The sequence below is a fragment of the Mesorhizobium sp. WSM3873 genome (assembly GCF_001672445.1).
Lineage (GTDB): Bacteria > Pseudomonadota > Alphaproteobacteria > Rhizobiales > Rhizobiaceae > Mesorhizobium.
Genome location: NZ_LYTM01000034.1, coordinates 412,260 through 436,214, shown reverse-complemented (window position 1 = coordinate 436,214; position 23,955 = coordinate 412,260). Strand labels below are relative to the sequence as shown.

The window sequence follows — 23,955 nt, the reverse complement described above, 5'->3', positions numbered from 1 at the left end:
TTTGATTGCGCATGTCTTCATTCCCGAAACCGGTTCCCACTTTCGGGAGACATGCTTTTGAACGGTGATCTTCATGGCAAGCATAGACGATCTCGACACGCCGGCGATCCTGATCGACGCGGCCTGCGCCGAAGCCAACATCGCAAAGGCGCAGGCGCATGCCGACCGCCACGGGCTGAAGCTTCGCCCGCATATCAAGACGCACAAGCTGCCCTACTGGGCGAAGAAGCAGGTCGCGGCTGGCGCGGTCGGCATCACCTGCCAGAAGATCGGCGAGGCCGAGGTGATGGCCGATGCCGGGCTTGAGGACATTTTCCTGCCCTACAACATTCTCGGCCGCGCCAAGCTGGAGCGGCTGAAGGCACTGCATGGCCGCGTCACGCTGTCGGTCACGGCGGACAGCCACGAAACGCTGTCAGGGCTAGCCGCGACCTTCACCGATACCGGCCACCCGCTGCCGGTGCTGGTCGAATGCGACACCGGCATGGGCCGCTGCGGCGTGCAGAGCCCGGCCGAAGCGGTTGCACTGGCGAAAGTGATCGACCAGGCCAGAGGACTAACCTTCGGCGGGCTGATGACTTATCCGGCGGCGGGCCGCGCCGCCGAAGCCGAGGCGTGGCTGCGGAACGCGCGCGAGACGCTTGCGGCGGCCGGGCTCGAATGCCGGCGCATCTCCAGCGGAGGCACGCCGGACATGTGGCGCTCGGGCGAGGACAGCGTCGTCACCGAATACCGGCCCGGCACCTACATCTATCTCGACCGCTACCAGGTCGCCAAAGGCGTCGGCACGCTCGACGATTGCGCGCTGACGGTGCTGGCCACCGTGGTCAGCCACCCGACGCCCTCCCGCGCCATCCTCGACAGCGGCAGCAAGGCTCTGTCCTCCGATACGCTAGGACTGCCGGATTTCGGCGAGCTGCTCGGCGTGCCCAGCGCGCGAGTGACTGGATTGAGCGAGGAGCACGGCAACGTCACGCTTTCAGACGGCGCCGCCCTGCGCATTGGCGAGCGCGTGCGCGTGGTTCCCGATCATTGCTGCGTGGTGACGAATTTGTTCGACCAGGTGCATCTGATCGATGGCGACAAGGTGCTGGAAACGCTGCCGGTGGCGGCGCGGGGGAAGATGGCCTGAGGATCCTGAGACGCACGTAGATGTTTTAAGTTCGTCTAGGCTGGCGGGACAGCGCCCCCCTGTCCTGCCGGACATCTCCCCCACTTTGGGGGAGATTGGCGGCTCGGGCGTCGCGCCCTCCTCCAAACGCTGAAAGTTGCCGAAAGCAATCGCACCATCCTTGTGGGGGAGATGTCCGGCAGGACAGAGGGGGCGAGAAGGAACGCGACAGACCGCTAGCGATCCGAAATCTACTGCCGCTCAGCCTGCCGCGCCGCAACCCTGCGCATCGCGATCACGCGGCGCCTGAAAATCTCCGTGCGGATCGCCATCAGGTGCAGCGCGAAGAACAGCACGGTGAAGCCAAGCGCCATCACGGCGAGCGGCCACAGCATCGAAGGGTCGATGGTCGGGCCGCCGAGGCGGAAGACCGAGGCCGGCTGGTGCAGCGTGTTCCACCAATCGACCGAGAATTTGATGATCGGGATGTTGATGAAGCCGACCAGCGTGATGATGGCGGCGGCCCAGGCGGCGCGGCCGGCGTCGTCCAGTGCGCGGGTCAGCGCGATAATCCCAAGATACATGAGGAAAAGCACGAAGACCGAGGTCAGCCGAGCGTCCCACACCCACCAGGTGCCCCACATCGGCTTGCCCCAGATCGAGCCGGTGATCAGCGCGAGCGCGGTGAAGGTGGCGCCGATCGGAGCCGCTGCCTTCAGCGCCACGTCGGCCAGCGGGTGGCGCCAGACCAGCGTGCCGAGCGCCGAGATCGCCATGATGGTGTAGCACATCATCGCAAGCCAGGCGAAAGGCACGTGGATGTACATGATGCGCACCGTGATGCCCTGCTGGAAATCCTCCGGCGCGGTGAAGCTCATATAGAGGCCGACGCCGAGCAGTATCGCCGCGGTCGCCGCGAGCCACGGAATAACCTTGTCGGCCAGCCCGACGAAGCGGGTCGGGTTGGCGAGATCGATCCAGCCGGCGAGGCGTGAGGTGGTGTCGCTCATGCCGATCTAAATAGACCGGCGATGCATCAGGGGCAATCGGAAGGTTGTCGCACTCTCTCCTTCTCCCCTTGTGAGAGAAGGTGGGTCGGCGCGCGAGCGCCGAGACGGATAGGGTGCGCGACGGAGTGAGACGCTGGTCTTCCTGGAACACCTTCATCTGTCGCCTGCGGCGACACCTTGTCCCACAGGGAAGAAAGCTTACGCCGCTTCCGTCACCGGACGGCTGAGGCGACGGACCTCCTCGTCGTTGAGCAGGCCGCCGGCGCGCAGCAGGGCTGCGAAGCGGCCGTTGCGCAGCGACAGCTCGGTGAAGCCGCCGTATTCGACCACCTTGCCCTTGTCCATGAAGACGACCAGGTCGGCGTCGCGCACGGTGGTCAGGCGGTGGGCGATGATGAAGGTCGTGCGGTTGCGGCGCAGTTCGTCGATCGCTTCCTTGACTCGGTCCTCGGTCTCGACGTCGAGCGCGCTGGTCGCCTCGTCGAGCACCAGGATCGGCGCATCCTTCAGCACGGCGCGGGCGATGGCGATGCGCTGGCGCTCGCCGCCCGAGAGCTGGCCGCCGCGCTCGCCGACGACGGTATCGTAGCCGCTGCTCTTGGCCAGGATGAAGTCCTGTGCGGCGGCGGCATTGGCGGCGGCGTGCACCTCGTCATTGCTCGCATCGGCGCGGCCGACCCGGATGTTATCCTCAATCGAGCGGTTGAGCAGGCCGGCGTCCTGGAAGACGGTGGCGATCGAGTGGCGCAACGACTTGCGGGTCACCGTGCGGGTGTCGATGCCGTCGATCAGGATGCGGCCGCTGGACGGCGTGAAGACGCGCTGCAGCAGGTTGATGAGCGTCGTCTTGCCGGCGCCGGTCGGGCCGACGATGGCGACGGTCTTGCCGGCCGGCACCTCGAAGGAGACATTCTCGATACCATGGCCCGAATTCGCGAACTCGAAGCTGACGTCCTCGAAGCGCACACGGCCAGTGACGTTGGTCAACTCGCGCAGGCCGTCCGGCTCGGCGGTTTCGGCGGCCGAATCCTCGAGGCGATAGAAATCCTCGAGCTTGGCGCGGGCCTCGGAAATCTGCGTCGTGAAGGCAGACATCTGGTCGAGACGGGCGATCAGCATTCCGGCAAAGCCGGTGAAGGCGACGACGTCTCCGACACGAAGCTGGCCACGGGTGACGAGATAAGCGCCAATCGAGAGCACGATCATCATCGAGATGGTGGACGACAGGCGGTTCAGCGCATTGGCGATCGCCCACCAGTCGAGCACCGGGTTCTGAGCGTCGAGCAGGTCCTTGACGTAGCGCTTCAGCGTCGCGGTCTCATGGCCGATGCGGTTATAGCTCTGCAGCACGGCGACGTTGCTGACGCTGTCGGTCACATGGGCAAAGACGGTGTGGTAGTGGCGCTCGACGGCGGTCTGCCCCGACTTGGTGCGGCGCATGACGATACGGCCGATTCCGACGTAGAGCACGCCGAGGCCAAGCAGCACGATGGACATGCGGATGTCCATGGAAAGCGCGGTCGGCACCAGCAGCACCAGCGCAATGGCCGTCGAGAGATGCACGCGCATGAATTCGAGCCACAGGCTGAACAGGGTCTCGACGGCGCGCAGCAGCGTGTGCAGCGAATTGGACGTGCCGCGCTGGTGGTGCCAGGCGAGCGGCATGGTGATGACGCGCTCGAAGGACTGGCACAGCACTTCCGAACGCCGGGCATGGGCGAAGCGGTCGGCGCCCCGCGACACCAGCACGAAAGCTATGACATTGAAGACACCGAGAGCAGCCCAGACGGCGAGCGTCGAAAACACCGGACCTTTTTCGGAAATGGCGCCGATCACCCGGCCCAAAAGGATCGGCTCGAGAATAGCGATCGCGGCAAGCGCGACGTTGGCGCCGCAGATCAGCGCGACGCGCTTCTTGTCCGCAGCCAGATAACTCAGCGCTCTAAAGTAGATCTGCAGAAGTGACACTTCAGCTACTCCGCCAAACTCTTGTCCGTGCTCAATGTCGGTATTGTGCGCCGCACCATTTTTTGACACGTACCGGTTTATGTGTCGCGAAACAATGCGTCGTCTATCCCTTCCGTTCCCATTTAGCGAACAAAAGATGACGACGGTGCGAAATCTGACGTGATCACCTAACGGTTTGAGATAAAAGGTGAAATGTCAGCCTTGCGGCAAAACAATGGCACCTGCCCAGCGCTGCCACATTTTTAATCACTTGGCGCTTGCTTAGCCGTGCCTGAAGCAGCGTGGGCGCACGCTGCCCGGCCATTGGCCAAAGTAAAACGCCAAGCTCGGCCGCGCATCCCGAGAGATGCGCGGCCTGCAAGGCAAGTCGTTGATCCTACGCAGGTATCTTGACGACGACGTCGGTCATCTCGCCGGCCTTCGGTTCGAAAGACCATGATTTGGTCTTCGAACCATTGACTTCAAGCGCGATCGACTTGGTCTTTTTGTCGCGGATGACGCGAACCTTGATTTCGCCGCCGAACATCTTGAGTGTGGCGGCGTAGCCGTCCCAATGGCCGGGCAGCTTCGGCCTAAACGTGATCTGCTTGCCGCGCCGCTCGATGCCGAGGATTCCTTCCACCGCGGCCCGGTAGAGCCAGCCGGCCGACCCCGTGTACCAGGTCCAGCCGCCGCGGCCGCCTTTTCCTTCGCCGGCGTAGATGTCCGCCGCCACGACGTAAGGCTCGACGCGGTAATGCTCGGCCGCCGCCTCGTCCGAGGCGTGGTTGACCGGGTTCAGCATCGAGAAGCAGCGATAAGCCTCGTCGGTGCGTCCCATCTCGGCCAGCGCGATGACGAACCAGGTGGCGGCATGGGTGTACTGGCCGCCGTTCTCGCGCACGCCCGGCGGGTAGCTCTTGATATAGCCGGGATCCTTGTCGCTGTTCGAGAAGGGCGGCGTGAACAGCTTGACGATCTTGTGCTTGTCGTCGACGAGCATCTTCGTCGCCTGCTCCATGGCCGTGGTCGAGCGGGCAGGATCCCCCTCGCCCGACAGCACGCTCCAGGACTGGGCGATGGAGTCGATCTTGCACTCGTCCGAATTGCGGGAGCCGAGCGGGCTGCCGTCGTCGAAGCTGCCGCGCCGGTACCACTGGCCGTCCCAGGCCGTGCTCTCCAGCGCCCGCTTCAGCAGGTCCGCGTGCTTCGTCCAGGCCTGCGCCCGCTTGCCATCGCTCTGTCCCTTGGCGATGGGGGCGAAGTCACCCAGCGTCTTCAGCAGGAACCAGCCTAGCCAGACGCTTTCGCCCTTGCCGCCCTCGCCGACACGGTTCATGCCGTCGTTCCAGTCGCCGCCGAGGATCAGCGGCAGGCCGGCCGGGCTGCTGCGCTTGATCGCCAGATCGAGCGCCCGCGCGCAGTGCTCGTAAAGCGAGGCTGTGGTCTTGGTGATCTCGGGCGTGAAGAAGGCGTCGTGCTCGCCCTCGCCAAGCTCCTGCCCGTCGATGAACGGTATCTGCTCCTTGAGGATGGCGGCATCGCCCGTCACCTCGATGTAGCGGGCCGTCGCGTGCGCCAGCCACACGACATCGTCCGAGATCATGGTGCGCACGCCGGCATCGGTGCGGGGCAGCCACCAGTGCTGCACGTCGCCCTCCTGGAACTGCCGGCGGGCGGCGTTGAGAATCTGGTCGCGCGCCAGCTTCGGATCATGCGCCAGCAAGGCCAGCGTATCCTGCAACTGGTCGCGGAAGCCGAAGGCGCCGCTCGCCTGGTAGAAGGCAGACCGCGCGCGGATGCGGCAGGCCAGGCTCTGGTAGGGCAGCCAGTGGTTGACCATGGCGTTGAGCGCCTTGTCCGGCGTTTCGACCTGAATGGTGTCGAGGAAGCCGCGCCAGACGCGCTCATTGTCGGCCAGACGCCGGTCGAAATCCTTGTCCCTGTGGGTCTGGACCAGGGCGCTCGCCTCGGCGGCCGTGGCGGCGTCGCCAAGCAGCCAGAACAGCGTCACGTCGCCGCCGGCCGGAATGTCGATATCGCTGGCGATCACCGCGCACGGATCGTCGCCTGCCTCGACGCGGCCGGACAAAGCAACTCCGCCAAGCACGGCCTGCGGATATTCGGTCGTGCCGTGCCTGCCGACGAACTCGCCGCGGTCGGCGGTCACCGAATGAACAGGCGCTGTCGCGGCAAGGAAAGCCACCCGTTCGCCGAAGTCGAGCCCGTAGGGGTTCTGCGCCAGCATGGCCCCCGTCGCGGCGTCCCTGGTCGGCACGATGGTTGCCGCCGTGCGCGAGCGATGGCCGCCGAGCACCCACTCGGCATAGGCATAGACGCGCAGCCTTGCCGGCGCGGGGCCGGCATTCTGGATGCGCAGCCGGGTGATCTTCACCGGATCCACCGGGTCGACCACCTGCGTCAGATCCATCGACAGCGGCCCGCGCTTCGAGCGGAAGGTCGAGAACCCCTGCCCGTGCCAGGTCTCGTAGGTCATCGAGGGATCGCGCACCACCGCGGCCATCGGCGAGAACGCCTTGCCGCTCAACTGGTCGTAGATATAGAAGCCCTCGCCCGGCCGGTTCGACACCGGGTCGTTCGACCACGGCGTCAACTGGTAGTCGCGGCTGTTGCGGCTCCAGGTGAAGCCGGCGCCCTCGGCCGAGACGTGGAAGCCGAAGGAAGCGTTGGAGATGACGTTGATCCAGGGCTGCGGCGTCACACGACGGCCGGTCAGCCGCGTCACATAGTGGCGGCCGTCGCCATCGAAGCCGCCAAAGCCGTTCCAGAGGCCGAGGCCGGTGCCGTCGGCGGCAATATCGGCTCCCCCCTCGCTTGCCCGCGTCGACTCAGGCAGTGGCGGCGACGGCTGGCGAGCCGGAACGCCTTCCGCCTGCTGCAACGCGTCGCGGGCCTGCAATGCCGCCGTCTCGGCCCGCTCGAGCTGGTCGAAGATGGTGCCGTTGCGGGTGTGGAGCGCGACACGCGCGACCGACAGCAGGGTCTTGTAGGTCGGCTCGTCCATCAGGTCGCGGCGCACGGCGAAGATGTGCTGACGGGGGCCAAGCTCGCGACCACGCAGGCGGCTGTTCTCGCACAGCGTCTCCACCGCGCGCTGCAGGTCCTGCACGTAGGAGGATGCCTGCTCGTTGACGACGACGAAGTCGATCATCATGCCGCGGGCGCGCATGTATTCCTGGAAGCGCAGCGCCTGGGCGACGATCTCGAGATCGGCGACGTCGCCGATGCGCACCAGGAAGATCGGGAAATCGCCGGAGATGCTGGTCGGCCAGAGGCTCGATTGGCGGCCGAGGCCCGAGGCGATGGAGTCGGCGGGCAGACGCAGGAACGGATCGGGATAGATCAGGTAACGCGCCAGCTTCTGCACATTGGCGGCATCGGTCAGGCTGAGGCCGAGATGGCGCGTCTGCACCTGGCTGCGCGTCCAGGCGAGCATCGCCTGGCGGGCGAAGCTCTCCTGATGATCGAGGCGGCCGATCGCCTCGTCGAGCTCGCCGCGGTTGGCGCCGACGACGGTCCAGAAGGTCAGCGAGATCTTCTTGTTGGCCGGCACGCGCACCTGGCGGCGAAGTGCCGCCACCGGGTCGAGCGTGAAGCCGTGGCTGCCGGAGAGCCGGGCGCCGGGATCGAAGGCGGCAGCGTCGGCGATAGTGCGGCCACGGCCGATGAAGGCGCGGCGATCGGTTTCGGCCTCGGCGTCGCGCGAGGGACCCGACGGATCGGTGACGAAATGCACCATGGTAAGGTCGGGCTCGTTCTTGTCGCGCTTGCGCCTAGTGGCGAAGATCGCGCCATTGTTCGCGGAGATCTCGGTCTCGACGAACATCTTCGAGAAGGCCGGATGGGCATTGTCGGAGGCTTCGTTGCCCAGCACCAGCTCGGCAAAGGACGTCACCTCGATGTGCCGGTCGGTGAGGCCGTCATTGTAAAGCGTGACGCGTCGGCCTTCGCCATTGCCTTCGGAGATGACGATGCACTCGACCTCCGAACGCAGCGAGCCGATTGATTTGGTGAAGCTCGCCTTGTCGTCGGCAAACAGCGTCTGCACGCGCTCGCCCTCGGTGCGCTTCGGCTCGGCGGTGGTCGACCACCAGTCGCCGGTCGCGGTGTCGCGCAAGAAGATATAGGAACCGAGACGGTCTTCGCTCGGGTCCGGTTGCCAACGGGTGACGGCAAGCTCGCCGAAGCGGCTGTAGCCGGAGCCGGTGGCGGTGACCATGACCGAGTAACGGCCATTCGACATGACGTTGGTCGCGCGCAGCGCCTTGATCGGGTCAAGGATGATGCGGCTGTCCGGGCTCTCGGTCTCGGTTTCGTCCTTGGAGCGCTCGTCGGCCTCGGTCCTGACGGTGGCGGCCGGGATGTCGCGCGGCGCCTTCTCCTGCAAGAGGAGTTCGGCCGATTCTATCACCGGATCGCTGTGGAAGCGTTCGCGCAGCCGACCCTCGAAGATGGCGTCCGCCACGGCGGCGATCGACATGCCCGAATGGTGGGCCATGTAGTTCTGGACGACCGCGTGGTCGGTGCCTTCCGGCACGCGCTGCGGCGTGAAGTCGACCGCATCGTAGAAGCCGTGCCGGCCGAGCGCGCCGATCGCGCGCAGCCGCATCAGGTTCTGCACCGCCTCACGCGGATTGAACTGCGCCGCCAGGATGGTGGCGTAAGGCGCGATCACGGTGTTCTGGCCGAGACCACGCTTCAGGCCGAGGCCGGGCACGCCGAAGTTGGTGTACTGGTAGGTGAGCTCGCGGTCGCGGGCATTGTAGGCCGCTTCCGAGATGCCCCAGGGCACGTTTTTCGAGCGCGCATACTGGATCTGGCGCTTGATGATGAGCTTGCTGGTTTGGTTGAGGATCGAGCCCTGCGGCTCCTTCATCACCAGCGGCGGCATCAGGTACTCGAACATCGAGCCCGACCAGGACATCAGCGCGCCCTTGAAGCCGATCTCGACAATCGGCCTGCCGAGCCGGAACCAGTGCTCGGTCGGCAGGTCGCCCTTGGCGATGCCGAACAGGCTGGTCAGCCGGGCCTCGGAGGCGAGCAGATCGTAGCAGCTCTCGTCGAGCTGGTGCTCCTCGACGCGATAGCCGATCGACAGGAGCTTGCGCTCCTGCCGCATCAGGAAGGAGAAATCCATCTCGAAGGCGTAGCGGCGGCAGCGCCCGCGCAGCGCGAGCAGCTTGGTGCGGAGCGCCGAGACCGCGCTTTCGTCATTGTGCGAATCGTGCACATGCGCCTCGCAGGTCGCCTCCAGCCTGGCCGCCCAGTCGGCGATGACGTCGCTCTTGGGCGACGCCGCCTCGACGTGGATGGCCGTGGCGAGCTTGCGGATCTCGCCGGCCAGCACCGCGAGATTGATCGTGCGGATCGAGGCCATCTCGGGCTGCGCCTTGATGGTCATCACTGCCCGGCGCATGCCGTCGAGGCGGTCGGCAAGACGCTGGCGCAGCGGCCGCAGCTGGCGGCGGTCGTCGGGCAGTTCCTCCAGGCTCTCGTCGAGGATGGTGACGGTGTCGAGGATGCCCTCGAAATCGCCCTGCAGGTGGACGGAAGGCGCCTCGGCCCATTCGGCGCAGGCCGCGGCCACGGCGACCAGATGGCCGGCGAGATTGCCGCTGTCGACCGCCGAGATATAGAGCGGATAAAGCGGCTTCAGCGTCGTCGTGTCGTACCAATTGTAGAGATGCCCGCGATCGCGCGGCATGTTCTCGATGGTCGTCATCGTGGCGTCGATGCGGGTGATGGCATCCGACAGGCTGATCCAGCCGAAGTCGCGCGCCGACACCACCGAGAGCAGGTAGACGCCGATGTTGGTCGGCGAGGTACGCGGCGCCACCACTGGCGCCGGGCTTTCCTGGAAATTGTCGGGCGGCAGATGGTGATGCTCGGCCGTCACGAAGGTCTCGAAATAGTGCCAGGTGCGACGCGCCACGGTGCGCAGCGCATGGATGTCGGCGGCGGAAATGCGCAGCCTGTCCTCGGTCTCGGCCGAGCGGCTGATCCAGCAGGCGACGGCGGGCGAGCCGATCCAGAAAATCGCGAAGAAGAAGGCGACGAACGCGCCGGTGGAATCGGCCAGCACCGGAACGGCAAGGCCGACGACGCCGATGATCACGGCGCCATACATCATGCTGTAATAGGCGCCGAGATCGCTGCCGCCGGTCTTGTGCGCCTGCGAGGCGGTGCGCCACTCCAGAAGGTTCTGGCGGCTGACGAAGAGCCGGTAAAGAGTGCGGACGATGGCATCGCCCATCATCCAGGCAAGGTGCGCCATCAAAAGCACCTTCAGCGCCACCAGCGCGGTGCCGAACACAGTGTCGCGCGCCAGCGCCGAGAAATGGCCCCGCGGCGTCTGGTCGCCGCTCTTCGGCAGGATGCCGTTGACGATGTCGAAAGTCGGGGCCATGAACAGGCTGAGGATCATCAGCGCCTGCCACTGCGCGGCCTGCGTGAACGGCAGCAGCGTCCAGCCGGCGATACAGGCCATCACCCAGAAGATCGGGGTCACCGAGCGGCGCAGGTTATCGACCATCTTCCAGCGCGACAGTGCCGGAACGCCAGAGCGCGGATCGAACATGGAGCCGAGCAATTGCCAGTCGCCGCGCGCCCAGCGGTGGTGGCGCGAAGCGTCGACCGAGTAGCGGGTCGGATAGTCCTCGACCAGCTCGACATCGGTGACGAGCGCGGCGCGCGCCAGGGCGCCTTCGAGCAAATCGTGGCTGAGGATGGTGTTTTCCTCGATGCGGCCCTTCAGCGCCGTTTCGAAGGCGTCGATATGGTAGAGACCCTTGCCGGTGAAAGTGCCGTCGCCGAAGACGTCCTGATAAACGTCGGACACGGCAAAGACGTACGGGTCGAGACCGCGATTGGCCGAGAAGACGCGCTGGAAGAAGGAGGCATCGTCGCCGCTGGTGAGCGAGGCGGTGATGCGCGGCTGCAGGATGGCGTAGCCGGCTGTGACGACGCGCTTTGCCGGATCGAAATGCGGACGATTGAGCGGATGCGCGAGCTTGCCGACAAGGCTCGAGACGGCGTCGCGCGTGGTGCGCGTATCGGCGTCGAGCGTCATCACATAGGTGACTTTGTCCGGCAGCGGCACATCGAGCGGCAGGAAGGTGGTGTCGCTGTCGCCGCGCAGCAGAAGGTTGAGCTCGTGCAGCTTGCCGCGCTTGCGTTCCCAGCCCATCCAGCAGCCCTGGGCCTGATTGTAGAGCCGGCGGCGATGCAGAAGATAGAAGCGCGGAGCACCTTCCGACGGGTAGCGGGCGTTCAGCCTGGCGATCTCGTCGCGGGCATATTGCAGGATCTCGATGTCGGCTGCGTCGATTTCGGTCTTGGAATCAGGCCAGTCGGACAAAAGCGCGAAATGGATCTCTTCTGCCGTGTTGGCGAGATGATGCACCTCGATGTTGCGGATGTTTTCCTCGACGTCGTCGCGCGACCCGATGAGCGAAGGCACGACGACCAGCGTGCGCGCTGAGGCGGGGATGCCGTGCTTATAGTCATAGCCGACAAGCCGCGTCGGCTTCAGGAAGAGCGCCACGACGGTGTTGAAGAAGGCCAACGCGCCTTCGCTCGCCGGCACCGCGAACAAGGCCAGCATCAGCGTGATCGCCCCTGCCGAGAGGCCGAGATTGGCAAGCGCGTTGCCGGACAGCACAAGCAGGAGCACCGTCAGCAGGAAGACCGGCACGACGATGCCGAGCCAGCCGGTGGCGGCAAAGGCGCGCTTGAAAGTCACATAGAAGGGAGCCCGGTAGCCGATCGCCTGTTCCAGCTCCGGCCGGCGCGGTCCGACCAGGAAGAAGCCGACATCGGTATGCACGGAGGGGTCGGCAGTTTCCGGCACGCCGGACGCATCGGTGACCCCAGGCACGTGGCCTGCAAGCTCGATCGCCGTTTCGGCGACGCGGAATTCGGAAAGGTCGGAGCGGCGCGCAAGCTGCTCGATCGCGGTGCGATACTGATCGCGCGAGAAGAAATCGAGCGCGGCGAAATCGGTCTTCTCGCGCAGCAGCGTGTCGATGCGGCTGACGCCCTCGAACCAGACCGTCCAGTCGACGTCGTTGATGAGGCGCAGGCCGCGGATGATATTGCCGGTGGTGACGTTGCCGCTGGACAGCGTCTGATGCTCGGAGATGATGATCTCCTCGGCGTCGGAGCCGGTCTTCTCGAGCTCGCCCTCCAGCCATTCCAGCGCGCGGCCGGCGTTCTGCGAACCGTCACGCAGGCGATAAAGGAGCTGGGTGGCGAAAGTGGTATCCTGCGCATGCGCGGCGTAGCTCGACAGGATCCTGGTCCGGTCGGCATTGTCGTCGGTCGCCAACACCCGGTCGGCGACCTCGTTGGCGATCTGGCGCATCTCTCTGGTACGGTTGACGCGCACTGCGATGCGTCGGAGGTTTTCGATCAGCACGAACCGCAGCAGCGACGGCAGCGCCCAGAGCTCGCCGATCTTCAGCGGCTCGACCGATTGAAAGCCCTCGACGATGGCCTTGAACATGGTCGCCGAGACGGCGCTGTCGGAATGCTCGACATAGCTCCAGGCGACGACGAAGGCGCGCGGCAACGCCGTGCCGCCCGCAAGCTTGAGCGTCGGCAACTGGCGGTAGAAACGGCGCGGCAGATCGCGCTTGACCTGAAATATGGTCTCTTCGACCAGGTAGTTGTTGTCGAGCAGCCATTGCGCCGCGGGCGTGATCGTCTCGCCCTTGGCCTGGGCGGCGTTGGTCGAACGGTAGACTTCGAGAATCTTCTTGGCGCTATCGCGGATGCGGGCCTGGAATTCGAACGGCGAAAGCCCGAACAGGTCCCTGACATCGCCCTTGGCGAGTGCCGCGCCCAGCGCGCGCAGCCGGTCTTCCGGCAGGAAATTGGAGCGTATCGGCGCTTCCGTGACGGTTGGGAAGCCGGCACTAGTTTGTTCGATCTTGGCGGGATTCGTCTGGATGTTCATTGATTATTCCGTAAGGCGGGGCGCGATGCGGCGTCACCGCCACGGCAATGGCCCTAAAACCGGTTCAAATGCAATCTGTTGCATGGCAGGTTCGGCCGAAAGTTTGTTTGCGCTCCATGACAGGGGCGTCCCCTTTCGACAACTCAAGGGCGAACGCCCCTCGCTTCCCGCCCCGGGTCCGATCAGGGAAAGGATTCAGGCTTTTTCGTGATACATGCAAGGGGCCAGGCGATATTTCGCCCGCGCCGCGATCATGTTTGGCAACAGCCGTTAACCATTGGCGGCGGTGACGCGCAGGCGGATCACAAAAATCAGCTCATGCCCTTCAGGCTGGAGGCGCAGTTTCTGGCTCTGCTGATCGAGGACGAGCGCATCAAGCGGTCCGAGGCTGGCAGCGGTGTCCGTGAGGACTGTGACGCCACCGCCAACCGGCAAGATAATCGTCGTGCCGTCGGCCGACCTTATCTCGACTTCACCCGAAACAGGCAAGCGCTCGACCGTATGGCTGATGCAGCCGCGGCGGCTCATGACGTTGAGATCGGTGATCGGGCCGCCGATCAACGTGGCGCTGGTCGGCACGTCGCCGGGAAAGGGAAGCGGCGCCGAGGCTGGCGTGAGCCGCGTCGGCGGCCGAGAGGCCATGTCGAGCACAATGCCCTCGCCTTCCAGCACCGACAGCGTGCGGTCGATGCCGGCAAAGCTGGAGAATGGCCCGCTGGTCTCGACGCGCGCGATGGAGATGCGCCAGTCGAAATCCTCGAGACCGGCGCCATCAGGTGAGACGGCGATCTCGGTGGTCGTGCCGCCGCCGTTCTTCCACGGCATGACGCGATAGCCGGCGGCACGAAGGATGCGCATCACCTCAACCCAAAATGCCCGGCAGGTTGAGCTGGTGCTCCTTTGCGCACTCGATGGCGATGTCATAACCGGCATCGGCGTGCCGCATGACGCCGGTCGCCGGGTCGTTCCACAGCACGCGCTCCAGGCGCTTTGCCGCGTCAGCCGTGCCGTCGGCGACGATCACCATGCCGGCATGCTGCGAAAAGCCCATGCCGACGCCGCCGCCGTGATGCAGCGAGACCCAGGTGGCACCGGACGCGGTGTTGAGCAGCGCGTTGAGCAGCGGCCAGTCGGAAATGGCGTCGGAGCCATCCTTCATCGCCTCGGTCTCGCGGTTCGGCGAGGCGACCGAGCCGGAATCGAGATGGTCGCGGCCAATGACGACCGGCGCCTTGAGCTCGCCCTTGGCCACCATTTCGTTGAAGGCGAGCCCCAATCGATGGCGGTCGCCAAGCCCGACCCAGCAGATGCGCGCCGGCAGGCCCTGGAAGGAGATGCGCTCGCGCGCCATGTCGAGCCAATTGTGCAGATGCGTGTTGCCGGGGGTGAGTTCGCGCACCTTGGCGTCGGTCTTGTAGATATCTTCCGGATCGCCCGAGAGCGCAGCCCAGCGGAACGGGCCGATGCCGCGGCAGAACAGCGGACGGATGTAAGCCGGCACGAAGCCGGGGAAGGCGAAGGCATTTTCGAAACCCTCGTCCTTGGCGACCTGGCGGATGTTGTTACCGTAGTCGAGCGTCGGCACGCCGGCGTTCCAGAACGCCACCATCGCCTCGACATGCTCGCGCATCGACGCGCGCGCCGCCTTCTCCACCGCCTTCGGATCACTGACGCGCTTCTCGCGCCATTCGGCCATGGTCCAGCCCTTGGGCAGATAGCCGTTGATCGGGTCATGCGCCGAGGTCTGGTCGGTGAGGATATCGGGGCGGATCCCACGCCTGAACATCTCCGGCACGATCTCGGCGGCATTGCCGAGCAGGCCGACGGACTTCGCCTCGCCCGCCTTAGTCCAGCGCTCGATCATTTCCATCGCCTCGTCGAGCGTTTCGGCCTTCTCATCGAGGTAGCGAGTGCGCAAGCGGAAGTCGATCGAGTCCGGATTGCATTCGATGGCGAGGCAGGAGGCGCCGGCCATGACAGCGGCCAGAGGCTGGGCGCCGCCCATGCCGCCGAGGCCGGCGGTCAGGATCCACTTGCCCTTGAGATTGCCGCCATAGTGCTGGCGGCCGGCCTCGACGAAGGTCTCGTAGGTGCCCTGAACGATGCCTTGCGTGCCGATATAGATCCAGGAACCGGCCGTCATCTGGCCGTACATCATCAGGCCCTTCCTATCGAGGTCGTTGAATTTTTCCCAGGTCGCCCAGTGCGGCACGATGTTGGAATTGGCGATCAAGACGCGCGGCGCGTCCTTGTGGGTGCGGAAGACGCCGACCGGCTTGCCCGACTGCACCAAGAGTGTCTCGTCCTCGCCGAGCGTCTTCAGTGACGCGGCGATGCGGTCGAAATCGTTCCAGGTGCGCGCCGCCCGGCCGATGCCGCCATAGACCACGAGCTCGTTCGGGTTCTCGGCGACCTCCGGATCGAGATTGTTCATCAGCATGCGCAGCGGCGCCTCGGTCGTCCAATAGCGGGCGTTGAGCTTATCGCCGCGCGGCGCGCGGACTTCACGGATGTTGTGGCGAGGGTCGGTCATGTCGGCAGTTCCCTTTCGATCAGGTGCGGCGGGAGCGTCAGCGCGCGGCCCAGGCAATCGCGGTTTCGAGAATGGTTTTCAGCGTGGCGCGGATCGGCGCCGCGTAGATTGGGTCGTAAGGCACCGGCCAGTTGTCTGGCGCGCCCTTTTCCGACGGCTCGCGCATATAGCCGCGGTTCGAGAGCTCCATCTGCAGCGCATGGACGCCGCTCTGCGGCCGGCCGAAACTTCTGGTGATCCAGCCGCCCTTGAAGCGCCCATTGACTACCCAGGACTGGCTGCTCGCCGCGAGGATGGCGGCTACCTTTTCCTGCAGCGATGGTTCGGTGCTCTTGCCGTCATTGGTGCCGAGATTGAACACCGGCAGCGTGCCTTCGAACAGGCGCGGCAGCACCGAGCGGATCGAATGGCAATCATACAGCACGATCTTCTCATGCATGCCGCGCAGCCGGTCGATCTCAGCCTGCAGTGCGGCATGGTAAGGCGCGAAGTAAGTCTCGCGGCGCCGGTCGATCTCGGACGGCGTCGGCTCCTCGCCCATGCGGTAGAGCGGATCGCCATCAAACGTGTCGGTGGGGCAGAGCGTGGTCGTCGCCTGTCCAGGATAAAGCGAGACGCCGGAGGGGTCGCGGTTGACGTCGATGACGGTGCGCGAGATGGCGGTGTGGACGACCGTCGCGCCAAGATCGTTCGCGAAGTCGTACAGCTTGTCGATCCACCAGTCGCAGTCGCGGCGGCCGAGCCACGGCGAGACCAACCGGCTGTCGAGGCCCGCAAGATCTATGCCGGTGTGCGGGATCGAGACCAGCAGCGGCGCCGTACCGCGTGTGATGGTGAGCCAGGGCGTGGTCATTGGAGCTCTCCACGGGTTGGAGCTCTACGGCGCCCCCCTCTGTCCTGCCGGACATCTCCCCCACGAGGGGGGAGATCAGATATCACGCCGGCTTTCGCCAATCGTCCACGTTGCAAGAAGGAGCGGGGCGCCAAAGTTGCCAATCTCCCCCCTTGTGGGGGAGATGTCCGGCAGGACAGAGAGGGGCGTGAAGGATCGCGACCTATCAGAGCATTCAATCTCATGACGCAATCCCCGGCAGCGCCACCGCAGCCGCCGCCTTAACCGCGGCGCCGCTGCGGACCAGGGCGATCGCCTTTTCCATGTCGGGGTGGAAATGCCGGTCGTTATCGAGATGCGGCACCTCGGCTCGGACCAGTTTGCGCACCGTCTCCAGCGCTTCGCTCGAGGCGAGCGGGGCGTGGAAATCGCAGCCTTGCGCGGCTGCCAACAGCTCGATGCCGATGACGGCCGTTGCATTCTCGATCATGCCGAGCAGGCGGCGCGCGCCGTGCGCAGCCATCGAGACATGGTCTTCCTGGTTGGCCGAGGTCGGGATGGAATCGACGCTCGCCGGATAGGCTTTCTGCTTGTTTTCTGAAACGAGCGCCGCCGCCGTCACCTGGGGGATCATGAAACCGGAATTGAGGCCAGGCTTCGGCGTCAGGAAAGCCGGCATGCCGGAGAGCGCCGGATCGACCAGCATGGCGATGCGCCGCTCCGACAGCGAGCCGATCTCGCAGACCGCAAGCGCGATCATGTCGGCGGCAAAGGCCACCGGCTCGGCGTGAAAATTGCCGCCCGAGAGCGCGGTGTCGTCTTCGGCGAAGATCAGCGGGTTGTCGGTGACGCCGTTGGCTTCAGTCTCGAGCGTGTCGGCCGCCTTGCGCAGGACGTCGAGCGCGGCGCCCATCACCTGCGGCTGGCAGCGCAGGCAGTATGGATCCTGCACGCGCTCGTCGCCAACGCGGTGCGATTCACGGATGGCGCTGCCGGCCATCAGATTGCGCAACGCGTCCGCGGTCTCGATCTGGCCGCGATGCTTGCGCAACAGATGAATGCGCGGGTCGAAAGGCGCGTCGGAGCCGCGGGCAGCATCGGTCGACAGGGCGCCGGCGACCAGCGCCGACTGGTAGAGCGTCTCGGCTTCGAACAGGCCGGCGAGCGCGAAGGCGGTCGAGAACTGGGTGCCGTTGAGCAGCGCCAGGCCCTCCTTGGCGCCGAGCGTGACCGGTTCCAGCCCATGCGAGACGAAGGCGACCTTGGCCGGGAAACGACCATGCGGGGTAAAACATTCACCGACGCCGATCATGACGGCCGTCATGTGCGCGAGCGGCGCGAGGTCACCCGAGGCGCCGACCGAGCCTTGCGCCGGCACGACCGGAATGACGTCGTTGGCGAGCATCCCCTGGAGCAGGTCGATGGTCTCGGCGCGCACGCCGGAAGCGCCCTGGGCGAGGCTCGCCAGCTTCAACGCCATCATCAGCCGCACCACGGGGGCCGGCATCGGTTCGCCGACGCCCGCGGCGTGGGAAAGCACGATGTTGCGTTGGAGCGTTTCGAGGTCGTTTGCCGGAATGCGAACGCTGGCAAGCTTACCGAAGCCGGTGTTGATGCCGTAGACCGGCTCGCCTTTGGCGACGATGCGGGCGACGGATTCGGCGCTGGCCTTGATCTTCGGCCGGCAGGGATCGTCGAGCTTCGGCACGGCGCCGCGATAGATGGCCCGCCAGTCGGCAAGCGTCGCGCTGCCGGGCTTCAGGATCAGTTCGGTCATTGTCCTCTCCAGATGCGGGCATGGAGCGGATTGAAGCCCATGCGATAGACAAGTTCGGCCGGACGCTCGATATCCCAGACGGCAAGGTCGGCCGATTTGCCGGCTTCCAGCGTGCCGGTCCTGTCGAGAAGCCCCAGCGCACGCGCGGCCTCGCGGGTGACGCCGGCGAGGCATTCGTCGATGGTCAGGCCAAAGAGCGTCGCGGCCATGTTCATGGTGAGCAGCAGCGAGGTAAGCGGCGAGGTGCCGGGATTGGAGTCGGTGGCGACCGCCATCTTCACGCCGTGGCGGCGGAAGAGATCGACCGGCGGCCTCTTGGTCTCGCGGATGAAATAGTAGGCGCCGGGCAGGATGGTCGCGACGGTGCCGGACTCGGCCATCGCCGCGGCGCCCTCCCCATCGGTGTATTCCAGGTGATCAGCCGACAGCGCGCCGTAGCGCGCGGCAAGCGCGGCGCCATGCAGGTTGGACAACTGGTCGGCGTGAAGCTTCACCGGCAGGCCAAGCGCTTTCGCCTTATCGAAGACGCGCGCGATCTGTTCCGGTGAGAAGGCAATGCCCTCGCAAAAACCGTCGACGGCGTCCGCGAGCTTTTCGGCGGCAACCGCCGGGAGGATCGTGCCGGCGACGAGATCGATGAAAGCGTCCTTGTCGCCCCTGGCTTCGGGCGGCAGCGCATGGGCGGCGAGACAGGTCGTACGGATCGTGACGGAGCGCTCACCGGCCAGACGGCGCGCGGCCCGCAGCGACTTTTTTTCATTGTCGGCATCGAGGCCGTAGCCGGACTTGACCTCGACGGTCGTGACGCCCTCGGCCATCAGCGCGTCGAGGCGGGGCAGCGTCTGGGAGACGAGCTCGTCTTCGCTCGCGGCGCGCAGCGACTTGACCGAGGAAACGATGCCACCGCCGGCGCGCGCCACCTCCTCATACGTGGCGCCGGCCAAGCGCATCTCGAATTCGTTGGCGCGGTTGCCTGCATAGACAAGGTGGGTGTGGCAATCGATCAGGCCGGGGGTGATCCAGCGGCCCTGGCAATCGACCGTTTCGGCCCCCTGCCCGGCGGCTGCCGGCAGGTCGGCCTCCGATCCGGCATAGACGATCAGCCCGTCGCGCGCGGCGATCGCACCTTTCTCGACGATGCCGAGACCGGCAGCACCCTCGGCCATGGTCGCCAGGCGGGCATTGCGCCACAGACGAAGGCCGCTCTTTCCGTTTGCTCCACCCATCATCTTTTCCATTTGAAAGGATGACGATTATGTATATACATATTGGAACGCGACGCAAGTGTTAATGTCGCTCGGGCATTCGGATTGGGAGTTTGGAGGTGATGGCGATCTATGCGGAACAGGCGCTGCTGCCCGGCGGTTGGCGGGGCAATGTGAGGATCGCTTTCGACGGCGGCCGTATCTCTGAAGTCGAAGCGGGCTCTTCGGCACACGCCGGCGACGAACGCCACGCCATCGTCCTGCCCGGCATGCCCAACCTGCATAGCCACGCCTTCCAGCGCGGCATGGCGGGGCTTGCCGAACTGCGCGGTCCCTCGGCCGACAGTTTCTGGAGCTGGCGCGAGGTGATGTACCGCTTCGCGCTGTCGATGACGCCGGACCAGGTCGAGGCGGTCGCGGCGCAGCTTTATGTGGAGATGCTGGAAGCCGGGTTTTCGCGCGTCGGCGAGTTTCACTATCTGCATCACGACCGCGACGGGCAGCCTTACGCCAACATCGCCGAGATGGCGGAGCGGATCGCGGCTGCCGCCGCCGACACCGGCATCGGACTGACGCTGCTGCCGGTCTTCTATGCCCATTCGGCCTTCGGCGGTGCTGCTCCCAACGAAGGCCAACGGCGATTCATCAATGATGTCGGACGCTTCGAACGTCTGCTTGAGAAAACTCGCGAAGGCGTTCGCTCGCTGGAGCAAGCCGTCGTCGGCGTCGCGCCGCACAGCCTGCGCGCCGCAACGCCGGACGAACTCAACGCGGTTGCCGCAATGGCGCCGAACGGGCCGATCCACATCCATGTCGCCGAGCAGGTGAAGGAAATCGAGGACTGCATCGCCTGGTCAGGCAAGCGTCCGGTCGAGTTGCTGCTCGGACATGCTGAGGTGGGCAGGCGCTGGTGCCTGATCCACGCCACGCATATGACCGAGGCCGAGACGATCGCCATGGCCAAGAGCGGCGCCGTCGCTGGGCTCTGCCCGATCACCGAGTCCAATCTCGGCGACGGCACTTTCGCCGCCCCCTTGTTCATCGAACATGGCGGCCGCTTCGGCGTCGGCTCCGACTCCAATGTGCTGATCGGCCTGCCGGACGAGCTTCGGCAGCTCGAATATTCGCAGCGCCTCGCCCACCGCGCTCGCAATGTGCTGGCGCGCGCCGGCGGCTCTACCGGTCGTGCGCTGTTCGATGCCGCGCTCGATGGCGGCAGCATCGCGCTCGGCGACAGCCCCTCAACCCTCGCCGTCGGCAGGCCCGCCGATTTCGTCTCGCTCGACGCCGGTCATCCCTCGCTTGCCGGCAAGGCGGGCGATGCCATCCTCGACGCCTGGATCTTTGCCAATGGCAGCAAGGTCGATTGCGTCTGGGTGCATGGCAAGAAGCAGGTGAGCGGCGGCAGGCATGTCAAACGCGAGGCGGTCGCCGGGCGCTTCCGCAAAGTGATGATGGCGCTGTCCGAAGGCTGATCCCGATGAGCATGGCCGAAACGGCAGAGATGGAAGACGGCGAGACCCTGTCGCTGCACCAGCGTATCCTGTCCGACATCCGGGAAAAAATCCTGTCGGGTGCATGGGCACCCGGCCACCGCATCCCGTTCGAGCACGAGCTGACGGCTCAATATGATTGTTCGCGCATGACGGTGAACAAGGCGCTGTCGCAGCTCGCCAAGGCGGGGTTGATCGAGCGCCGCCGCCGCTCGGGCAGCTTCGTGCGCCAGCCGCAGTCGCAGGCGGCGGTGCTGGAGCTGCACGACATCAGGATCGAGGTCGAGGCGCTTGGCCTGCCCTATCGTTATGAACGGCTCGAGCGCATGAAACGGCGTGGCAATGCCGAGGATCGGTCGCTGCTTGGGCTATCAGCCACGGGTCCAGTGCTTTGGCTGGAGGGGCTGCATTTTGCCGGCGAACGGCCATTCGCGCTCGAGCAGCGCCTGATCAATCTTTCGGCGGTGGGCGAGGCCAGCGAGGAAGAATTTCTCGACATTGCGCCCGGCCCCTGGCTGATCGGACGCGTGCCGTGGAGCGAGGCCGAGCACCGTATCCGCGCCATGGCGGCTGACGAAACTATCGCCGACACGCTCGACATCGATCCCGGCGCGCCCTGCCTGGTGGTCGAGCGCCGCACCTGGAGCGCCGAGCATCCGGTCACGCAAGTGCGCTTCATCTATCCGGCGGAAAGCCACACGCTTGTGGCGCGGTTCACGCCTTCGCAGGGATGAGCGATCTTCCCCTCGTGGGGCCCACGAGGGGAAGATTGGCGGTTCCTGCGCCTTACAGCGCCGCCGTAACGATGATCTCGACCAGATATTCCGGGGTGGCGAGCTTGGCTTCGCCGGTGGCGCGGGCGGGCGTGTGGCCTTGCGGCACCCACTTGTCCCACTCCGAATTCATCTCGGCGAAGGTGCCCATGTCGGCCAGCCAGATGATCGCCTGCACGATCTTGGTCTTGTCGGTGCCAGCCTTGGCCAGCAATTCGTCGATGGTCTTCAGGATGTCGCGAGTCTGCGAGGCGACGTTGCCGCCGGGCTCACCGACCTGGCCGGCCAGATAGACGGTGTTGCCGTGAATGACGATCTGGCTCATGCGCGGGCCGACATCGATACGACGAATGCTCATGGGAGGCTCCTTCTTTTCTAGGGTCGCGCCTGTTTAGAGTCCGTGCCGGCTCCGGGCAAGGCCGACCGGCGCGAAACCGATTGAGCCAATTTATCGGCTCCGGACCGCTTCCGTGTACACGGCGAGTTGACCGATCTGGACACAATTCCGCCGAACCGGCATGTTGACTAATGTAATAACATCACATATCGACGGGTACTCTCGAATTTGGCGCCCGATCCGAAACGTCTGATGACAAATGCCTGCCTGACCTTCCGCGACCTGACGCTCGGTTACAACAGCCATCCGGCCATCCATCACCTCAACGGCACGGTCCGAAAAGGCTCGCTGACTGCGGTGGTCGGCGCCAACGGCTCGGGCAAGTCGACGCTGATGAAGGGCATTGTCGGCGTGCTGAAGCCGATGGAGGGCACGGTTGTCCGCGCGCCCGGCGTGCGCACCGCCTATCTGCCGCAGCAGTCGGAGCTCGACCGCAGCTTTCCGGCGCGGGTGGTCGACCTGGTCTCGCTTGGCCTGTGGCCGAAGCGCGGCATGCTCGGACGCTACACCAAAGAGGATCGCGAGTCGGTCAGCAAGGCGCTGATGGCGGTCGGGCTCGGCGGTTTCGAGAAGCGGCCGATCGACACGCTCTCCGGCGGTCAGCTGCAGCGCACGTTGTTTGCCCGCGTGCTGTTGCAGGATGCCGATCTCATCCTGCTCGACGAGCCGTTCAATGCCGTCGACGCCAAGACCGTCGGCGACCTCATCCAGCTGATAAAGCGCTGGCATGGCGAGGAGCGCACGATCATGGTGGTCGTCCACGACCTCGATCTCGTGCGGCGGAATTTTCCCGAGACGCTGCTGCTCGCCCGCCAGCCTGTCGCCTGGGGCGACACAAAAGAGACGCTCAGGCCTGAAAACCTGCTCAAGGCGCGGCGCTTTCACGAGGCCTGGGAAGAGAACGCGCCCTGGTGCGAGCCCGATGATCATGGCCATGATCACGCACACGACCACCATGATCACGCTCATGGGCATGGTCACCACCACGGCTCCGGACCGAGGGCGGCGTGATGGAGTTTCTCTACGGCCTGTTCATCCAGCCCTTCGCCGATTTCGCCTTCATGCAGCGGGCTCTGTTCGGCTCGCTGATGCTGTCGCTCGGCGCCTGCCCGGTCGGCGTCTTCCTGATGCTCAGGCGCATGAGCCTGTCGGGCGATGCGATGGCGCATGCCATCCTGCCAGGCGCCGCCGCCGGCTTCCTGTTCTATGGCCTCGAAATCCTGCCGATGACCGTCGGCGGGCTGATCGCCGGCATCATCGTCGCGCTTGGCGCAGGGGCGGTTTCGCGCTTCACCATCCAGCGCGAGGACGCCTCGATGGCGGCCTTCTATCTGATCTCGCTCGCCATCGGCGTGCTGATGGTGTCGATCCGCGGCTCGAGCGTCGACCTGATGCATGTGCTGTTCGGCACCGTGCTGGCGCTCAACAACGAGGCGCTGATCCTGATCTGCGGCATTGTGGTTGTGACGCTCGCCTGCCTCGCCATCTTCTGGCGGGCGCTGGTCGCCGAATGCCTCGATCCGCTGTTCCTGCGCTCGGTGAGCCGCATGGGCAGCCCGGTCCATTTCATCTTTCTTGGGCTGGTCGTGCTCAACCTCGTGGGCGGTTTCCAGGCGCTGGGCACGCTGCTCTCGGTCGGGCTGATGATGCTGCCGGCCGCCGCCGCGCGCTTCTGGACGGTTCGCGTCGAGCCGATGTGCGCGCTGGCGGTGCTGATCGGCTTTGCCTCCTGCATAGCCGGACTGCTTTTGTCCTATCACGCCTCGCTGCCGTCCGGCCCGGCTATCATCCTTTCGGCCGGCGTCGTTTATTTCTGCTCGATCCTGTTCGGCACGCGCGGCGCGCTGCGCGCCCGTATCGTGCATCACCGCCACCGCACAGCTTAATCCCCAAGCAAGGA

Annotated in this window: 14 protein-coding genes; 5 read left to right on the top strand and 9 right to left on the bottom strand. The window is 65.5% G+C overall.

Annotated features, from left to right (window positions below):
* Positions 1-73 precede the first annotated feature (73 nt).
* Positions 74-1,132 carry a D-TA family PLP-dependent enzyme gene (locus A9K71_RS21635; protein ID WP_067000976.1) on the top strand — a complete coding sequence of 353 codons (1,059 nt, stop codon included), beginning with the start codon at positions 74-76 and terminating at the stop codon, positions 1,130-1,132.
* Between the two features lie 230 nt (positions 1,133-1,362).
* Here the strand turns inward: A9K71_RS21635 and A9K71_RS21630 are convergent, their stop codons facing one another.
* The 8 genes from A9K71_RS21630 to hutI form a co-directional block, all read right to left on the bottom strand.
* Entirely contained in the window at positions 1,363-2,121 is a 759-nt protein-coding gene (locus A9K71_RS21630; protein WP_067000549.1) for a heme ABC transporter permease, read from the bottom strand.
* Positions 2,122-2,319: 198 nt separating this feature from the next.
* Positions 2,320-4,089 (bottom strand): glucan ABC transporter ATP-binding protein/ permease, encoded by a 1,770-nt coding sequence (locus A9K71_RS21625; protein WP_067000546.1) that lies wholly within the window; start codon positions 4,087-4,089, stop codon positions 2,320-2,322.
* A gap of 376 nt (positions 4,090-4,465) precedes the next feature.
* Positions 4,466-13,045: a glucoamylase family protein gene (locus A9K71_RS21620; protein WP_067000543.1), complete on the bottom strand. Its 8,580-nt coding sequence runs from the start codon at positions 13,043-13,045 to the stop codon at positions 4,466-4,468.
* Positions 13,046-13,315: 270 nt separating this feature from the next.
* Positions 13,316-13,903: a HutD family protein gene (locus A9K71_RS21615; RefSeq protein ID WP_067000541.1), complete on the bottom strand. Its 588-nt coding sequence runs from the start codon at positions 13,901-13,903 to the stop codon at positions 13,316-13,318.
* Positions 13,904-13,907: 4 nt separating this feature from the next.
* Positions 13,908-15,578, bottom strand: coding sequence for a urocanate hydratase (gene hutU / locus A9K71_RS21610; protein WP_067000539.1), 1,671 nt, complete (start codon positions 15,576-15,578; stop codon positions 13,908-13,910).
* 37 nt (positions 15,579-15,615) lie between these two features.
* Positions 15,616-16,431 carry an N-formylglutamate deformylase gene (gene hutG, locus A9K71_RS21605; protein WP_067000535.1) on the bottom strand — a complete coding sequence of 272 codons (816 nt, stop codon included), beginning with the start codon at positions 16,429-16,431 and terminating at the stop codon, positions 15,616-15,618.
* Between the two features lie 220 nt (positions 16,432-16,651).
* On the bottom strand, positions 16,652-18,187 hold the full coding sequence (hutH, locus tag A9K71_RS21600) for a histidine ammonia-lyase (RefSeq protein ID WP_067000531.1): 1,536 nt from the start codon (positions 18,185-18,187) through the stop codon (positions 16,652-16,654).
* On the bottom strand, positions 18,184-19,413 hold the full coding sequence (hutI, locus tag A9K71_RS21595; RefSeq protein WP_197504264.1) for an imidazolonepropionase: 1,230 nt from the start codon (positions 19,411-19,413) through the stop codon (positions 18,184-18,186). Before hutI ends, hutH begins: the two co-directional genes overlap by 4 nt.
* Positions 19,414-19,511: 98 nt before the next feature.
* Between hutI and A9K71_RS21590 the strand changes: the two genes are divergently transcribed.
* A complete protein-coding gene (locus A9K71_RS21590) occupies positions 19,512-20,867 on the top strand; it encodes a formimidoylglutamate deiminase (RefSeq protein ID WP_067000970.1) in 1,356 nt (451 codons plus the stop codon).
* A 5-nt stretch (positions 20,868-20,872) separates the two neighbouring features.
* A complete protein-coding gene (gene hutC / locus A9K71_RS21585) occupies positions 20,873-21,619 on the top strand; it encodes a histidine utilization repressor (protein WP_067000527.1) in 747 nt (248 codons plus the stop codon).
* A 52-nt stretch (positions 21,620-21,671) separates the two neighbouring features.
* Here hutC and A9K71_RS21580 read toward each other — a convergent pair whose 3' ends face one another.
* Entirely contained in the window at positions 21,672-22,016 is a 345-nt protein-coding gene (locus A9K71_RS21580; RefSeq protein WP_067000525.1) for a RidA family protein, read from the bottom strand.
* 231 nt (positions 22,017-22,247) lie between these two features.
* Here A9K71_RS21580 and aztA point away from each other — a divergent pair, with 231 nt between their 5' ends.
* Positions 22,248-23,066 (top strand): zinc ABC transporter ATP-binding protein AztA, encoded by an 819-nt coding sequence (gene aztA / locus A9K71_RS21575; protein WP_067000968.1) that lies wholly within the window; start codon positions 22,248-22,250, stop codon positions 23,064-23,066.
* Positions 23,066-23,941, top strand: a complete 876-nt coding sequence (aztB, locus tag A9K71_RS21570; protein WP_067000522.1) for a zinc ABC transporter permease AztB — start codon at positions 23,066-23,068, stop codon at positions 23,939-23,941. The genes aztA and aztB overlap by 1 nt, the downstream gene beginning before the upstream one ends.
* The last annotated feature ends 14 nt before the right edge of the window (positions 23,942-23,955 follow it).

Bases quoted from the DNA above. Each gene is read 5' to 3' on its own strand.
- A9K71_RS21620 (WP_067000543.1), bottom strand. From the start codon at position 13,045: ATGAACATCCAGACGAATCCCGCCAAGATCGAACAAACTAGTGCCGGC.
- A9K71_RS21615 (WP_067000541.1), bottom strand. From the start codon at position 13,903: ATGCGCATCCTTCGTGCCGCCGGCTATCGCGTCATGCCGTGGAAGAAC.
- A9K71_RS21580 (WP_067000525.1), bottom strand. From the start codon at position 22,016: ATGAGCATTCGTCGTATCGATGTCGGCCCGCGCATGAGCCAGATCGTC.
- hutC (WP_067000527.1), top strand. From the start codon at position 20,873: ATGAGCATGGCCGAAACGGCAGAGATGGAAGACGGCGAGACCCTGTCG.
- hutH (WP_067000531.1), bottom strand. From the start codon at position 18,187: ATGACCGAACTGATCCTGAAGCCCGGCAGCGCGACGCTTGCCGACTGG.
- aztA (WP_067000968.1), top strand. From the start codon at position 22,248: ATGACAAATGCCTGCCTGACCTTCCGCGACCTGACGCTCGGTTACAAC.
- hutG (WP_067000535.1), bottom strand. From the start codon at position 16,431: ATGACCACGCCCTGGCTCACCATCACACGCGGTACGGCGCCGCTGCTG.
- hutI (WP_197504264.1), bottom strand. From the start codon at position 19,413: ATGGGTGGAGCAAACGGAAAGAGCGGCCTTCGTCTGTGGCGCAATGCC.
- A9K71_RS21630 (WP_067000549.1), bottom strand. From the start codon at position 2,121: ATGAGCGACACCACCTCACGCCTCGCCGGCTGGATCGATCTCGCCAAC.
- hutU (WP_067000539.1), bottom strand. From the start codon at position 15,578: ATGACCGACCCTCGCCACAACATCCGTGAAGTCCGCGCGCCGCGCGGC.
- A9K71_RS21635 (WP_067000976.1), top strand. From the start codon at position 74: ATGGCAAGCATAGACGATCTCGACACGCCGGCGATCCTGATCGACGCG.
- aztB (WP_067000522.1), top strand. From the start codon at position 23,066: ATGGAGTTTCTCTACGGCCTGTTCATCCAGCCCTTCGCCGATTTCGCC.